This is a genomic window from Bradyrhizobium sp. (assembly GCF_035484855.1).
Lineage (GTDB): Bacteria > Pseudomonadota > Alphaproteobacteria > Rhizobiales > Xanthobacteraceae > Bradyrhizobium.
In genome coordinates this window covers 53208-67996 of sequence record NZ_DATHOP010000027.1, presented here as the reverse complement: position 1 = coordinate 67996, position 14789 = coordinate 53208, and the positions used below count along the sequence as shown (strand labels likewise).

At 63.4% G+C, this 14789-nt stretch carries 14 protein-coding genes; 6 read left to right on the top strand and 8 right to left on the bottom strand.

Annotated features, from left to right (window positions below):
- Positions 1-51 precede the first annotated feature (51 nt).
- Positions 52-1089 (top strand): amino acid ABC transporter substrate-binding protein, encoded by a 1038-nt coding sequence (locus VK804_RS03420; RefSeq protein ID WP_325367936.1) that lies wholly within the window; start codon positions 52-54, stop codon positions 1087-1089.
- Between the two features lie 239 nt (positions 1090-1328).
- Here VK804_RS03420 and VK804_RS03415 read toward each other — a convergent pair whose 3' ends face one another.
- On the bottom strand, positions 1329-2468 hold the full coding sequence (locus VK804_RS03415) for an acyl-CoA dehydrogenase family protein (RefSeq protein WP_325367827.1): 1140 nt from the start codon (positions 2466-2468) through the stop codon (positions 1329-1331).
- 118 nt (positions 2469-2586) lie between these two features.
- Positions 2587-3771: an acyl-CoA dehydrogenase family protein gene (locus VK804_RS03410; protein WP_325367826.1), complete on the bottom strand. Its 1185-nt coding sequence runs from the start codon at positions 3769-3771 to the stop codon at positions 2587-2589.
- 154 nt (positions 3772-3925) lie between these two features.
- Here VK804_RS03410 and VK804_RS03405 point away from each other — a divergent pair, with 154 nt between their 5' ends.
- Positions 3926-4471: a carboxymuconolactone decarboxylase family protein gene (locus tag VK804_RS03405; protein ID WP_325367824.1), complete on the top strand. Its 546-nt coding sequence runs from the start codon at positions 3926-3928 to the stop codon at positions 4469-4471.
- A gap of 155 nt (positions 4472-4626) precedes the next feature.
- On the top strand, positions 4627-5121 hold the full coding sequence (locus tag VK804_RS03400) for a VOC family protein (RefSeq protein ID WP_325367822.1): 495 nt from the start codon (positions 4627-4629) through the stop codon (positions 5119-5121).
- A gap of 89 nt (positions 5122-5210) precedes the next feature.
- Here the strand turns inward: VK804_RS03400 and VK804_RS03395 are convergent, their stop codons facing one another.
- From VK804_RS03395 to VK804_RS03385, 3 genes are all read right to left on the bottom strand, one after another.
- On the bottom strand, positions 5211-6437 hold the full coding sequence (locus tag VK804_RS03395) for an MFS transporter (protein ID WP_325367820.1): 1227 nt from the start codon (positions 6435-6437) through the stop codon (positions 5211-5213).
- Between the two features lie 161 nt (positions 6438-6598).
- On the bottom strand, positions 6599-6961 hold the full coding sequence (locus tag VK804_RS03390; protein ID WP_325367818.1) for a nuclear transport factor 2 family protein: 363 nt from the start codon (positions 6959-6961) through the stop codon (positions 6599-6601).
- Between the two features lie 45 nt (positions 6962-7006).
- A complete protein-coding gene (locus tag VK804_RS03385) occupies positions 7007-8251 on the bottom strand; it encodes an MFS transporter (protein WP_325367816.1) in 1245 nt (414 codons plus the stop codon).
- 213 nt (positions 8252-8464) lie between these two features.
- Here VK804_RS03385 and VK804_RS03380 point away from each other — a divergent pair, with 213 nt between their 5' ends.
- Positions 8465-10534, top strand: a complete 2070-nt coding sequence (locus VK804_RS03380) for a prolyl oligopeptidase family serine peptidase (protein WP_325367814.1) — start codon at positions 8465-8467, stop codon at positions 10532-10534.
- 42 nt (positions 10535-10576) lie between these two features.
- Here the strand turns inward: VK804_RS03380 and VK804_RS03375 are convergent, their stop codons facing one another.
- The 3 genes from VK804_RS03375 to VK804_RS03365 are packed head-to-tail and all read right to left on the bottom strand — an operon-like array spanning position 10577 to position 12658.
- Complete coding sequence (locus VK804_RS03375) at positions 10577-11260, bottom strand: DUF938 domain-containing protein (RefSeq protein WP_325367812.1); 684 nt, start codon at positions 11258-11260, stop codon at positions 10577-10579.
- Positions 11261-11294: 34 nt separating this feature from the next.
- Positions 11295-12296: an MBL fold metallo-hydrolase gene (locus VK804_RS03370; RefSeq protein WP_414642705.1), complete on the bottom strand. Its 1002-nt coding sequence runs from the start codon at positions 12294-12296 to the stop codon at positions 11295-11297.
- On the bottom strand, positions 12293-12658 hold the full coding sequence (locus tag VK804_RS03365) for a metalloregulator ArsR/SmtB family transcription factor (RefSeq protein ID WP_325367810.1): 366 nt from the start codon (positions 12656-12658) through the stop codon (positions 12293-12295). Before VK804_RS03365 ends, VK804_RS03370 begins: the two co-directional genes overlap by 4 nt.
- Positions 12659-12833: 175 nt before the next feature.
- Here VK804_RS03365 and soxC point away from each other — a divergent pair, with 175 nt between their 5' ends.
- Both soxC and VK804_RS03355 read left to right on the top strand, forming a co-directional pair.
- Complete coding sequence (gene soxC / locus VK804_RS03360; RefSeq protein ID WP_414642708.1) at positions 12834-14111, top strand: sulfite dehydrogenase; 1278 nt, start codon at positions 12834-12836, stop codon at positions 14109-14111.
- A complete protein-coding gene (locus tag VK804_RS03355) occupies positions 14095-14769 on the top strand; it encodes a cytochrome c (protein ID WP_325367808.1) in 675 nt (224 codons plus the stop codon). Before soxC ends, VK804_RS03355 begins: the two co-directional genes overlap by 17 nt.
- Positions 14770-14789: the final 20 nt, after the last annotated feature.

The window sequence follows — 14789 nt, the reverse complement described above, 5'->3', positions numbered from 1 at the left end:
TTTTCGGCTTTATCCTTTTCCCTTTTCCCATTCATTGGCGAGACAAAGATGATGCGCACATTCCGAGGCGGCCTCGTGATCGGTCTGGCGGTCGCAGTCGCGGTCGCGGCGGCCGCCATCACTTATGAGCGATATGACACCCGCACCTTGAAGCGGACAGTGCGGCGCGGCGAGGTGCTGTGCGGCGTCAACAAGGGCCTGCCGGGCTTCTCGATCCCCGACGACAAGGGCAACTGGACCGGCTTCGACGTCGACTTCTGCCGCGCGGTCGCCGCCGCCATCTTCGACGATCCGGGCAAGGCGAAATTCGTTCCGCTCGACGCCAGCGAGCGCTTCAAGGAGCTGCAGAACCGCACCGTGGACATCCTCTCGCGCAATTCGACATGGGACCTGTCGCGCGAGGAGAATTACGACCTGTATTTCCCGGCGGTCGCCTATTATGACGGCCAAGGCTTCATGTTGCCGCGCTCGCGCAACATCGATTCCGCACTCAATCTCAACGGCAGCAAGGTCTGTGTGCAGGAATCCACCACCACGCAGCTCAATCTCGCGGACTATTTCCGCACCAACAACATGAAATTCGAGGAGATGAAGTTTTCCAAGCTGGACGACGTCGTCAAAGCCTATGATTCCGGCAAATGCGACACCCTCACCGCCGACGTCTCCCAGCTCTACGCGCTGAGGCTCAATCTCGGAAAGCCGGACGATCATGTCATCCTGCCCGACGTCATCTCCAAGGAGCCGCTCGCCCCCGTGGTGCGCCAGCGCGACGACGACTGGATGATGCTGGTGAAATGGACGTTGTATGCGATGATCAACGCCGAGGAACTCGGCGTCACCTCGAAGAATATCGACGAGGCGCTGAAGTCGAAGAAGCCCGACGTGATGCGGCTGGTCGGCACCGAAGGCAGCTATGGCGAGGACCTCGGACTGACCAAGGACTGGGCGGTGCGCATCATCCGCCGTGTCGGCAATTACGGCGAAGTCTATGAGCGCAACATCGGAAGCGAATCGAAGCTGAAGATTCCGCGCGGGCTCAACCAGCTCTGGAGCGCCGGCGGGATACAATACGCACCGCCGATCCGGTGACGGCCCAAGCCGTCATTGCGAGGAGCGAAGCGACGAAGCAATCCATTCTTTCTTGTTGCTCTATGGATTGCTTCGCTTCGCTCGCAATGACGGATTGAGGCCGTCGTCGCCCGCGGCCCATCCTTCGAGGCTCGCCGAAGAGGCTCGCACCTCAAGATGACGTCGAATAGTTTGCAGCAGTGTTGTTTCCGTCACCCTGAGGTGCGCGCTCTTGCGCGCCTCGAAGGGCGACGGAAGCCTCAATAGCTCTTCATCCGCGCCAGCTGGTCGGAGTGGAAATTGCTGTCGCCGAACAATTCCTGGCAGACCCGCGCGCGCTTCATGAAGAAGCCGATGTCGAACTGGTCGGTCATGCCCATGCCGCCATGCATCTGCACGCCCTCCTGCACCGCAAGCGTTGCCGTCGAGCCGGCGCGCGCCTTTGCAACGGCGACCGCTGCACCCGCTTTCTCGAAATCCCCATCCAGCATCTGCAGCGCCTTCAGCACCGCGGCGCGGGTGATCTCGATGTCGATATAGAGCTGGGCGGCGCGGTGCTGCAGCGCCTGGAATTCGCCGATCGCCTTGCCGAACTGCTTGCGCTCCCTGAGATAGCTGACGGTGCGGCCGAACACCTCCTCGGAGACTCCGACCATTTCGGAGGCGACCGCGCCGCGGCCAATATTGAGCACGCCCTCCAGCAGTGCACCGCCCTGGTCGACCTCGCCGAGCACGTCGTCGGCGTTGACCTCGACATTGTCGAATTTGATGCGCGCCGCATTGTGCGAATCCACCATCGCGATGCGCTCGGTCTCGATACCCTTTGTTTTGGGATCGACCAGAAACAGCGTCAGCCCGTCGCGCTCGCCGGCTGAGCCCGCGGTACGGGCCGCGACGATCAGAAGACCGGCCGTGTGGCCATCGACCACGAACGCCTTGTCGCCGTTGAGCCGAAAGCCGTTGCCGGAACGCACCGCCTGCATTTTGGTCATCAGCGGGCGATGTTTTGTCCCCTCATCGATGGCGAGCGCCGCCAGCAGCGAACCATCGGCGATTTTGGGCAGATGCTCGGATTTCTGCGCAGCACTGCCGCCGCGCGACAATGCGGAAGCCGCGAGCACGGCGGTGGCCAGGAATGGTGACGGCATCAGGGTGCGGCCGATCTCCTCCATCACCACGCCGGCCTCGACGCAGCCGAGCCCGCTTCCGCCGAAATCCTCCGGCACCAGCAGGCCGGAAAATCCCATCTCCGAAAAGCTCTTCCAGAGATCGCGGGAAAATCCGGTCGCATCCTTGCTGTCGCGCAACTGCCGCAGATGCGACACCGGCGCCTTGTCGGTGATGAGACCGCGCGCGCTGTCGCGCAGCATCGACTGTTCTTCGGTGAGGACGAGGGCCATGACAAATTCCGAGTTAGAGATGTTTAGGTCGTCGTTCCGGGGCGGCGCGTAGCGGCGAACCCGGAATCTCGAGATTCCGGGTTCACGCTTCGCGTGCCCCGGAATGACGCTGAGAGACTTACGCCCCCGGCAAATCCAAAATCCTTTTCGCCACGATGCCGAGCATGACCTCGCTGGTGCCGCCCTCGATCGAGTTGGCCTTGGTGCGCAGCCAGGCGCGCGGGCGGGCGCCGCCCTTGGAGCGCTCGCTTTCCCATTCCAGCGCGTCGATGCCGCCCGCCGACATCAGGATTTCGTAGCGGCGCTTGTTCAGTTCGGTGCCGTAATATTTCATCGCCGAGGAAAACGCCGGATGCGACTGGCCGGCCTTGGCCAGATCGACCGCGCGCTCGGCAGCCGCCGCCAGTGCCGCCTCGTCGATTTCGAAGGTCGCGATCTGGCCGCGCAACATCGGATCCTCCAGCCGGCCCTGTTCGTCGGTGCCGATGGAGTCGGCGGCGACCTGGCCGAGCGGCCGGCCGACGCCGCGCTCGCCCATGCCGGAAATCATCGCGCGCTCATGCTGCAAGAGATATTTCGCGACGTCCCAGCCGCGATTGACGGTGCCGACCACATGGGATTTCGGTACCCGCACATTGTCGAAGAAGGTTTCGCAGAATGGCGAGCGGCCGGAGATCAGGAGGATCGGCTTGGTCGAGACGCCCTTGGAGGCCATGTCGAACAGGATGAAACTGATGCCGTCGTGTTTCTTCGCCGACGAGTCGGTGCGCACCAGGCAAAAAATCCAGTCGGCGTAGTTGGCATAGGAGGTCCAGATTTTCTGGCCATTGATGACAAAATCGTCGCCATCGCTTTCGGCGCGGGTCTGCAGCGAGGCGAGGTCGGAGCCGGCGTTCGGTTCGGAATAGCCCTGGCACCAGCGGATCAGGCCGGCGGCGATTTTCGGCAGGTGCTCCTGCTTCTGCGCCTCGGTGCCATACTTCAACAAGGCCGGGCCGAGCATGGAGATGCCGAACGAGGTCAGTGGCTGCCGCGCGCCGACCGCCGCCATTTCCTGACGGACGATCTTGGTCTCCTCGCCGTCGAGACCGCCGCCGCCATATTCTTTTGGCCAGTGCGGCACGGTCCAGCCCTTGTCGCGCATCCGCTCGAACCAGACGCGTTGCGGCTCGGAGGAGAATTTGGTGTTGCGGCCGCCCCAAAACGTGTCCTCGTCCGAGGTCATCGGCCGGCGCATCTCCGGCGGGCAATTGGCGGCAAGCCAAACTCGGGTTTCGCGGCGGAAATTTTCCAGATCGGTCATGGCGTTTCCCTGAAATGTTGGATCGACCTTAGCCATCGCGGTGCGGAATTCAACATGTCTCTGCCGTGACACATGCCGCCACGGATATGGTCACGATTGCCGATCGGGTGTATTCGCTGGTTGCGTAACGCTTGAAAAACCAGAGGAAACCCACATGCGGCTGAAGTTGCTTTCGCCAGGCGAAATGAGCGCGGATCAGAAACAGACCTACGATGAATCGATTGCCGGCAAGCGCGGCAGGCCGCCGCCGCCGATGATGGCCTGGCTCAACAGCCCGGAGATGGCGCGGCACGCCACGCGGCTGGGCGGCTTCCTGCGCTTCGACACCGTGTTTGGCGATAAGCTGTCGGAGATCGCGATCCTTGTCACCGCGCGGCACTGGACCTCGCACTACGAATGGTTCGCCCACAAGCGGCTCGCACTCAAGGCCGGCCTGGATCAGAAAATCGTCGACGACATCCGCGACCGCCGCACGCCAAAGTTCGACGATCCCAAGGGCCAGATCGTCTACGACGTCGCCAAGTCGCTGCACGACGGCCACGGCGTCTCCAAGAGCCTCTACGATGAAGCGGTAAAGCTGGTCGGCGAGCGCGGCATCGTCGAGATCATCGGCCTGTGCGGCTACTACACCATGGTGTCGATGACGCTGAACACGTTCGAGTTCGAACTGCCGGCGGGGGAAGTGTCGGAGCTTGTCTAAAGAGAAAAGCCTCTTACGTGTCCCGGATGCGGTGCAGCGCTTCTTCAGCGGTGCACCGCAGAGCCGGGACCGACGCATGGGCCCCGGCTTAGCAGCGCACCGCTGACGCGCTGCGCGGCATCCGGGGCACGCAGGCTTCCGAACGGAGATTACATATGCCCGAAAACCAACCCATCATCGCCGGCACACGCATCGGGCATGTGCATCTCAAGGTCGCTGACCTCGACCGCGCGCTCGGCTTTTATTGCGGCGTGCTCGGCTTCGAGCTCATGCAGCGCCTGAGCTCAGGCGCGGCGTTCATTTCCGCCGGCGGCTATCACCACCACATCGGACTGAACACCTGGGAGAGCAAAGGCGGCCATCCGCCGCCGCCGGGCACGACGGGACTGTTTCACACCGCGATCCTCTATCCGACACGGCCTGCGCTGGCGGATGCCTTGCACCGTCTGATCGAGGCAAAAATTCCGCTCGACGGCGCCAGCGACCACGGCGTAAGCGAGGCGCTCTATCTGCGCGATCCGGACGAGAACGGGGTCGAGCTGTATTGGGACCGGCCGAAGGAACAATGGCCGCGCAAGCCGGACGGATCGCTGGCGATGTTCACGCACCGGCTCGATCTGGAGGATTTGTTGCGGCAGCGGGAGATGTAGAATTTCGTAGCCCGGATGGAGCGTAGCGCAATCCGGGATGGGTAGGGCCGAGTGATACCTGCCCCGGATTGCGCTACGCTCCATCCGGGCTACGCGCGCTTTCGCACCATGATCAACGCCGCCGCGATCAGCTCCAGCGCGATGCAGCCGTAGAACGGCAATGTGTAGCTGCCCGACGCATCGCGCAGCAGCCCGATGACGCCGGGGCCGAACGCGTAAGCCACCTGGTTGATCGCGGTGATCAGGCTGATCAGCACGCCAAACGATCGCGCATCGAATTCGCGCTGCACGATCAGCGACGGCAGCGTGATCAGATTGCCGACCGAAAAGCCGAACAGCCCGCAACAGGCGATCAGCACCGTTTCGTCGCGCGAATGGATGATGATCGCCAGCGCCAGCGCCTGGCTCACAAACGATATCGCCGAAGCCAGCCTCTGATTGAGCCGGTCGATCACGGCGGAGAACACGACGCGCCCGGCCATCGCCATCGCCGTCAGCAGCGCGACCGCTGTCGCCGCACTGCCTCGGCCGATCAAGGGGTCGAGGAACGCGATCAAATGAACGATGAAGCCGACTTGCGCGAACAGCACCAGCGCAAAGGAGATCGACACGGTCAGGAAGGCTGCGTCGCGCAAGGCTTGAGCGCGGATGGCCGATGGCGACGGTGCCGCCACGGCCGCCAATTCCGCTGCGTTGCCGCCCCGCCTGGGCGGACGGCCGACAAAAAGCAGAATGACGGGGATCGTCGCCACCAGCATCGTGCCGGCCGCGACCAGCATGGCATTGGAAAATCCGAGGCGCCCGATCGCTGCCACCAGCAGCGGCACGCCGATGATGCCCCCAAAACTTGCGCCGTTCAGCGCCAGGCTGATCGCCATCCCGCGCTTGCGGTCGAACCACAGGCCGAGCGTATTGGTGATGATGGCGAGGCTGGTGCCGGCCCAGCCGAATGCCAGCAGCGCGTCGGCCAGATAGAGCTGCCAGGGCGCTGTGACCTGCCCCATCATGGCGGCCGCTGCTGCCATCGCGATCACCCCGCCGATCAGGCAGTTGCGTGGACCGAACGCCCGCACCCCTTCGTTGACAAAGGTCACGATCAGCGCGCCGAACAGGTAGAAGAACGTCGTGCCGCTTGAGATCAGCGAAGCCGGCCAACCGTGCAGGCGATGCAATTCGGCGACGTAGACGCTTTGGCCGTAAAAGCCGAAACCCCAGCCGAAAGTCGCCACCCAAAAACACACCGCGACGATCCGCCAGCCCTCGTAGCGGGCGGAGGTTTCGTCGATGGCGATGTCATGAGAACTATGTGGCGTCATCTGCCTTTTGCACCGTCATGCCGGGGCTTGTCCCGTGCATCCACGTCTTTCTTCACGAGGCCAAGACGTGGATGGCCGGGACAGGCCCGGCCATGACGGCAAAAGATAATAGATCGGACATCGCAAAGCTTCGACCACCGCCGAACTGTCAGCAGTTGTCATCAGGCCTTCACTGTGGACGGATCATAGAAGAAGCGCTCGCGGAAAATCCTGTCGCCGCGCCATTCCTGCAAGGCCAGCTCGTCGAAACGGCGCAGCTTGCCGGATTTGTCCGTCAGCTCGAAAATCCAGTGAATGGCGACGCGGTCGCCCTCGACCACGGACGACACCGCCCTGGAATCGACATGCGACATCAGCGCCAGCACGCCGCGCTCGTGGGCCACCAGGGCGTCGCGGCCGACCCGCGGCGGCGCGGCATTCTCCTGCATGCTGGCATCCTCGGTGTAATAGCGCTCGATGGCGACGGCGTGATCGCCGGATTCGACGACGGCGATGAATTCATCGAGACGTTGGCGCGACGGCATGGATCCTCCAGCGCTCAAAGCGGTCAGCCTCCAGGAGGCGGCGGGTCAGATACTCGGTTCGGGAAAGTCCGGCAGGACGCGCAGCCTGCGCCGCCTTCTTGCGAACGACGCCAGCGTCAGGACCACCAGCCCCAGGAACACCGGCGGATACACCACCATGTTGACGGCCGACCAGCCGTAATTCGCCAGCAACTGACCTGACGAGAATGAGCCGACCGCCATGGTCCCGAACACCAGAAAGTCGTTGAAGGCCTGGACCTTGTTGCGCTCCTGCGGCCGGTGCGTTTCCAGCACCAGCGCCGACGCCCCGACGAAGCCGAAATTCCAGCCGATCCCGAGCACGATCAACGTCGCCCAAAAATGCATCGCGGTGATGCCGGTCAGTCCGATCGTGGCGGCGGCGGCTTCGAGCACGAGGCCCATCGCAACCACGGTGGGCGCCCCGAAGCGCGCGATCAGCGTGCCGGTGAAGAAGCTCGGCCCGTACATCGCCACGATATGCCACTGGATGCCGAAGTTGGAATCGCTGACGGACAATCCGCAGATCTTCATCGCCAGCGGCGCCGATGTCATCACCAGGTTCATCATCGGATAGGAGACGATGCCGCAGATCGCCGCCGCGATGAAGCGCGGCTGCCGGACGATCTCAAGCAGCGGCCGGCCGCCATGCAGATCCGCCGGCGCGGGTTTTGGCGCATCGACGCCGGAAAGGATCGCCATCGCGACCAGCGCGACCACCGCCTGCACCACGAAGGAGAAGGCGAACAGATAAGGCGGCCAGATATCCATGGTCCATTGCACGAGTTGCGGACCGAGCACGCCGGCAAACACGCCACCTGCCATCACCCACGACACGGCCTTCGGGCGATACGCCACGCTGGCGCCGTCGGCGGCGGCGAAGCGATAGGATTGCGACACCGAGCCATAGAGCCCGCCGAGGAAGGTCGCGCAGCAGAATAGGACGAACGACGCGTGCAGGATGGCGTACGATCCGAGCAGGCCGGTCGCAACACCGCAAGCAGTGCCGATGATGAAGGCGACGCGGCGGCCATAGGCGCGCGAAATCGCGCCAGTCGGCAGCGTCCCGGTGGCGAGACCCACCACATACATCGAGAGCGGCACGGTCGCGAGCGACATGTCGGGCGCCAGCGTCGCGCCGATGATCGAGCCGGTGGCGAAGATCACCGCCGAGTTGGCGCCGGTCAACGCCTGCGCCGCCGCCAGCCGCCGCACATTGGACCACGCGCGGGCGTCGTCGGAAATCTCATTGGCTGCGGTGACGTCGATCATCTGCGGTTTCCGCCCGGATGCGGCCCACTATGGTCAGGCCCCATTGATTCCCGATACTATGACGGCAGGCGTCCGCTCAATCAACCGACGCAAACGGGCGCACGCCATGCGAACGATGCACATTGCACAGAGCACGCGCCGCGGCGTAAATCAGAAACCTGCCCTTTATGCTGTTTCCTGGCATGCGCGATGAGCGCTCGTGGAGTTCGAACCATGGCAATCGACGATCGGCCGACGATCGCGGCTCCCGACGACGACCCGTATCTGTGGCTGGAAGAGGTCGAGGGCGGCCGCGCGCTGGATTTCGCCGAGCAGCAAAGCCGGCTGACGCTGCAGAAGTTCGGCGGCGCCGGCTTTGCCAGGGATCGCGACACGCTGGCGGCGATCTACGATCGGCCGGACAATATCCCCTATGTCCGGCGGCGCGGCGGCTTCCTCTACAACCTCTGGAAAGACGTCGACAATCCGCGCGGCATCTGGCGGCGAACGACACTGGATGAGTTTCGCGGGCCAAGTCCTGAATGGGAAACCCTGCTGGATGTCGACAAGCTTGCGCGCGAAGAGGGTCATGACTGGATCTGGTCCTGGATACAGGCCCAGCCGGGGACGAGTCCACGCGTGATCTTGAGCCTCTCACGCGGCGGCAGCGATGCCGCCACGTTGCGGGAGTTTGACGTCAATACGAGGGGCTTTGTCACCGACGGCTTCATGCTTCCGGAGGCCAAGGGCGGCGCCCAGTGGTTCGACGTCGATACGCTCCTGCTTTCGAGTGCCTATGGTGAGGGAATGGCAACGACATCGGGTTACGCGAGAACCGTCAGGCTGTGGCGCCGCGGCACTGAGGTGAATTCGGCGCCAGTGGCTTTCGAAACGGCCGCCGACAACATGGCGGCCTATTGCGACATCGATCGGACCGCCGCAAAGCCGCGCGTGTGGTTCGTCGACCGGCTTGATTTCTTCAATTTCAATCTGTGGCTCGGCGACGAAACCGGCGCGAAATCGAAACTGGAATTGCCGACCGACATCTGGATGCAGGCTCATCGGGATTGGTTGGTCGTCAAGCGGCGGACGGCGTGGACGGTGGGCGGACGCACCTATGCACCGGATACCGTACTCGGCATCTCGTTGTCGGCATATCTTGCGGGTGACCGCGATTTTGCAGTTGTTTTCGAGCCGGGACCGCGGCGCGCATTGCAGGGCCTTTTCTGGAGTGGCGGCAGACTGGTGCTGCCCATTCTCGACGAATTGCGGCCCGTGTTCGAGGTCTGGACTCCCTCCGGCGATGGCTGGTTCCGCGCCGGAATACCCGGCCTGCCCGGGATCGGCGTAGTCGATGTCTGGCCGCTCGATGCCGAGGAATCCGAAAGCAACGGCGATCTGCTCGCCAACGTCCAGGATCCGCTGACGCCGTCCTCCCTGATGCTGATCGAGGGCGTCAAAAGCCCGACGGTACTCAAGCGCGCGCCGCGGACGTTTTCATCGGATGGGCTGGTGGTCACCCAACACGAAGCCGTTTCGCTCGACGGCGAGCGCATTCCCTATGTGCAGACCGGACCCGCCGCCGAGACCGGCGATGCGCCGGTTCATCTCAACGCCTACGGCGGCTTCGGCGTTTCGCTGCGGCCCTCTTACAATTCCGCTGTCGGCAAGCTCTGGCTCGAACGCGGCGGCACCAGTGTCGTCGCCAATATTCGCGGCGGCGGCGAGTTCGGCTCGCGCTGGCACGAGGCCGGGCGCCTTGCGGGGAAACGGCTTACGCATGACGATTTCGCCGCGGTGGCCGCCGACCTCGTACGGCGCGGCGTGACGCGCCCGCAGCGAATCGCCGCGGAAGGCGGATCGAATGGCGGCATCCTGATCACCAACATGCTGACACGCTATCCCGAACGCTTCGGCGCGCTGTTCTGCACGATCCCGCTGATCGACATGCGCCGCTATTCAAAGCTGCTGGCGGGCCCGAGCTGGATCGCGGAATACGGCGATCCCGACAAGCCGGAGGAATGGGCGTGGCTGCAAACCTATTCCGCCTATCACGCCGCAAGGCCCGGACAGAAATATCCGCCGATCCTGATCGCCACCACGCGGCGCGACGATCGCGTCCATCCCGGACACGCCCGCAAGATGACGGCCAAGCTGCAGGCGATGGGGTATGAAGCCTGGTTTTACGAACCCGCGGCCGGCGGTCACGGCTATGGCAAGGACAACAGTGAACGGGCCGCCTTCACGGCGCTTGGCTATGCGTTCCTGAGGAACAAGATCGGCTGGTTGGACGGCGCGGCGTAACCGCGCGGAAAATCATTTGCTGCGCAGGGCCTCACGAAGCACTTAATCGCCTGGCTTGCGTACAAACACCAGGATCAGATTATTCGCGGGCATCTCGGCGATTTCGGCGAGCGCGAGGCCGGCGCTGCCGGCAAGCCGTTCCAGATCCGCGATATCGCGAACGCCCCATTCGGGATTGCCTTCGCGCAGGCTGGTATCGAACACCGCGTTGCTGACCGCAGTATGCTTGCCGTCACGCTTGAACGGCCCATACAGCAAGAGTTGCCCGTCCGCACCGAGGTAACGTCCGGCGCCGGCAAACAAGCCTTCGGTCACCCGCCACGGCGCGATGTGGACCACATTGGCGCAAAACACCGCCAGCAATTTTTTTGGCCCGCGGCCATCCTGCATCTCGGGACACCATGCGGGATCGGAGAGGTCGATCCGCAGTGGCGAGCGTATATTCGGCAAGTCCGCATGCGCCCGCCACGCATCGATGCTCCTGAGATGCTGCTCGTTGAGATCGCTCGGCCACCACGTGATATCGGGCATGTGACGGGCGAAATCGACGGCATGCTGGCCGGTGCCGCTGCCGGCCTCGACGACGTCGCCGGTTTTGCCGGCGAACCGCCGCAGCAGCACCTCCCGGATCGGCAGGTGATTGCGGTGGAACGCAGCGGCGTCGAGACGACCGTCAGGTTCGATCCGCCTTCCGTCCTTGCCGAATTCCACGACATATTCGGCCATGTCAGCCTCGCCTGGGAAAAGTCTAATCCGAAAATCAGGGTTTATCAGCTTTGAACTGGGATTGCTCCAGTTCCAGATAGATCCGGTAGGCATTGCCGCGGTTGTTGCTCGCGAACGCCGGCAGGTCGCGGTATTTCGACCAGTCGGTCTCGTTATAGGCTGCGTCGAAATCGATCCAGTTCTGCACGGCAGCACTCATCCTGTCCCTCAGATATTGAATATAATCGCGGGTAAAGCCGATCGCCTGTTTGGCTTCCGTCGAGGTCCGGCCGTGGCCGGGAATGATGAATTTCGGATCGAGCTTTTCGACCTCGGCAAGCGCGTGCAGCCATTGGGTGGTCGAGACGTCGTCCGAGTTCATGAAGGGGATGCGACTGTTTTGGACGATATCGCCGGCGAACAGGACGCCGTCCGGCTCGACCATCATCATGATGTCGCTGGAGGAGTGCGCCGGTCCCGCATAGATCAGCGTCAGCCGCCGGTCGCCGAGGGTGATCCGCATGCGCTCGTTGAAGGTGATGTCCGGCGGCACCACGCGGGTGTTGGCGTCGACCCACGGCGACAAGGCGGCGCGGCGCTGGTCGAGGCGCTGGCTCGCCTTCTCGTCGGCGATTTCGTCATTGTCCTTGTATTCGCCCGAGCGCTCCTGCGCGACGATGATCGCATCGGTATGATCGCGGAACGCCTGCAGGCCGTAGATGTGATCGGCGTGGTAGTGGCTTAAGACCACGTAGCGGATTTTCTTGTCGGTGATCTTGCGGATTTGCTGCAGCAGCGCCCAGCCGAGACTCGGCGTTCCCAGCGCGTCGAACACCACGACGCCGTCGGACGTGACCACGAAGCCGGCATTCGACGTATTGCCCTCGTTGTCCTTGCCGGGAATGCCGGGATTTCCCGTGGAATACCAGACCGGCTTGCCCGGAACCTGCTCGATCTTCAGCGGCATCGTGATCGGCGGATAGGGCGAGGCGGTTTGGGCGCCGGCCGCAACCAGCGGACATGCGGCGAGCAATGCGGCGAACAGCAATCGCTTCACTTCAGGTTCCCGCAATAGATTTCCTTGAGCACCTGCAGCACGCGCAACGCCCGCTTGTCGACGACGCGGTAATGCAGCGTCTGCGAGGTCCTGCGAAATGTCACGAGGCCGTCGGCGCGCAGTTTTCCCAGATGCTGCGACAGCGCCGACTGGCTGAGGTTCACCACGTCCACGATCTCGCCCACCGTCATCTCGCCGCGCGCGGCGAGGAAGCAAAGCACCAGCAGGCGTTTTTCGTTGCCGAGCAGTTTCAACAACTGGGCGGCGTCGCCGGCCTGTCTGGCGAGTTTCTTCAGATCGGCGGCCTGCCCGGCCGGCGTCGCGACGGGCAGGCGTCTGGCGGATGTTGCAAGGGCTGTCATGGCTGGCATCCAAATCGGAGCTGTGCGCGGTCATATCACTTTACCGGGTCCGCACTAATTTAGCATTGACTAAATTAGCTGATGCCGATAGGGCTGCGAAAAAGCAATGAACGATGCGGCGGCAGGGCCGTGAAGGGAAAGAAACGTGCGACCCGATCTCTGGCGCAGCATATCCTTGCTCTCGAAGCCCGCCGGCGCCCGCGCGACATTGGGCCGGCGTTCGTTCCTGGGCTTTGGCGCGGCGCTGACCGGCGGCCTCGCGCTCGGCGCCAGGCCCGGCAACGCCGAACCCGTGCAAGCCTCGCCACCCGCCGATGCGCCATGGTCGCAATCGCTCGGCGCCGGCGTGGTCGATCGCCCCTATGGCCGGCCCGCCGACGCCGAGGCCGGCGTCATCAGGCGCAACGTGCCGTGGCTGACGGCTGGCACCGAATCTTCGGTCAGCTTTTCGCCCCTGCAGGATCTGCAGGGCATCATCACGCCCAACGGGCTGTTTTTCGAGCGCCATCATGCCGGACGGCCCGATATCGACCGGGAGCAGCACCGGCTGATGATCCATGGCCTGGTCGAGCGCCCTCTCATTCTCACCATGAAGGACATCATGCGGTTTCCGCAGGTGTCCCGGATTCATTTCATCGAATGCCCGGCCAATGGCGGCATGGAATGGCGCGCCGCCCAGGTCAATTCGCTGCAGTTCAACCACGGCATGATCTCTTGCGCGGAATGGACCGGCGTGCGGCTCTCCACCCTGCTTGAAGAGGTCGGAGTCAAAAAAGAAGCAAAATGGGCGATGGTCGAGGGCGCCGACGGCGCGCACATGAACCGCAGCCTGCCGCTCGACAAGTGCCTCGATGATTGCCTCGTGGTCTATGCGCAGAACGGCGAGGCGCTGCGGCCCGAGCAGGGCTATCCGCTGCGGCTGGTGGTGCCGGGCTGGGAAGGCAACGTCAGCATCAAATGGCTGCGCAGAATAAAGCTCGGCGACAAACCCTGGTATTCACGCGAGGAGACCTCGAAATATACCGACTTGATGCCGGATGGCACGTCGCGCGGTTTTACGTGGCTGATTGACGCCAAGTCGGTGATTACCTTCCCCTGCCCGGAAAAGCCGCTCTCCGGCCCCGGTGAATATGAGATCAGAGGACTGGCCTGGACCGGCAATGGCAAGGTCAAGCGCGTCGATGTTTCCGCCGACGGCGGCGTCAACTGGCAGAGCGCGCGGCTGCACGAGCCGGTGCTGTCGAAGGCGCTGACGAAATTCACGTTTGCTTGGCGCTGGGACGGCCAGCCGGCGCTGCTGGAGTCGCGGGTGATCGACGAGAGCGGCTATGTGCAGCCGACGATCGCGCAGCTGCGAAGCCAGCGCGGATCGAATTCGGTCTATCACAATAATTCGATCCAGACCTGGCAGGTCAAGCCGGACGGGAGCGTGTTCGATGTCCAGCTCGCATAAAGCGGTGCTGCTGCTCGGCGCCGGCCTGATGCTGGCGGCTAGCCCATTGGCGCGCGCAGAAGAGCCCGGGCATTTCGGCTATGGACAAATCGCCACACCCGCAGAGATCAAGGGATGGAACATCGACGCGCGCGGCGACGACGGCGCCGGCCTGCCTCCCGGTAAAGGCACCATCGAGAGGGGAGCGGAGGTTTTCGCCGAGCAATGCGCCGCCTGCCATGGAACTTTCGGCGAAGGCGAGGGCCGCTTCCCGAAACTCGTGGGCGGCAGCGGAACGCTGCGGGACGACCGGCCGGAGCTAACGGTCGGCAGTTACTGGCCGTTTGCGCCGACCTTGTTCGATTACATTAACCGCGCCATGCCGATGCCGACGCCGCACACATTGTCAGCGGATGACGTTTATGCTTTGACGGCCTATATTCTGAACCTCAACGACATCGTTCCCAACGAATTCGTTGCCGACCGCGACAGTCTGCCGAAAGTCAAGATGCCCAATCGCGACCATTTCATCTGGACCGACCCGCGACCTGATACGACGGCCAAGCCTTGCATGAACGCATGCACCGACCCAGCCGGCGTCAAGATCATGTCGACGGCGGAAGGCAACGGCCTGACGCCGCGCACCACCGGACCGCTCGACACCATGCAGCCGAAATGAGCAAGCGGGAAACGCCCTTG

What these genes read in the sequence shown, in the direction of transcription:
- VK804_RS03390 (WP_325367818.1), bottom strand. Translation starts at nt 6,961, where the DNA reads ATGCCGTCGCGCCAACGTCTCGATGAATTCATCGCCGTCGTCGAATCC.
- VK804_RS03385 (WP_325367816.1), bottom strand. Translation starts at nt 8,251, where the DNA reads ATGATCGACGTCACCGCAGCCAATGAGATTTCCGACGACGCCCGCGCG.
- VK804_RS03415 (WP_325367827.1), bottom strand. Translation starts at nt 2,468, where the DNA reads ATGGCCCTCGTCCTCACCGAAGAACAGTCGATGCTGCGCGACAGCGCG.
- VK804_RS03395 (WP_325367820.1), bottom strand. Translation starts at nt 6,437, where the DNA reads ATGACGCCACATAGTTCTCATGACATCGCCATCGACGAAACCTCCGCC.
- VK804_RS03420 (WP_325367936.1), top strand. Translation starts at nt 52, where the DNA reads ATGCGCACATTCCGAGGCGGCCTCGTGATCGGTCTGGCGGTCGCAGTC.
- VK804_RS03400 (WP_325367822.1), top strand. Translation starts at nt 4,627, where the DNA reads ATGCCCGAAAACCAACCCATCATCGCCGGCACACGCATCGGGCATGTG.
- VK804_RS03375 (WP_325367812.1), bottom strand. Translation starts at nt 11,260, where the DNA reads ATGGCCGAATATGTCGTGGAATTCGGCAAGGACGGAAGGCGGATCGAA.
- VK804_RS03365 (WP_325367810.1), bottom strand. Translation starts at nt 12,658, where the DNA reads ATGACAGCCCTTGCAACATCCGCCAGACGCCTGCCCGTCGCGACGCCG.
- VK804_RS03410 (WP_325367826.1), bottom strand. Translation starts at nt 3,771, where the DNA reads ATGACCGATCTGGAAAATTTCCGCCGCGAAACCCGAGTTTGGCTTGCC.
- VK804_RS03405 (WP_325367824.1), top strand. Translation starts at nt 3,926, where the DNA reads ATGCGGCTGAAGTTGCTTTCGCCAGGCGAAATGAGCGCGGATCAGAAA.
- VK804_RS03380 (WP_325367814.1), top strand. Translation starts at nt 8,465, where the DNA reads ATGGCAATCGACGATCGGCCGACGATCGCGGCTCCCGACGACGACCCG.
- VK804_RS03355 (WP_325367808.1), top strand. Translation starts at nt 14,095, where the DNA reads ATGTCCAGCTCGCATAAAGCGGTGCTGCTGCTCGGCGCCGGCCTGATG.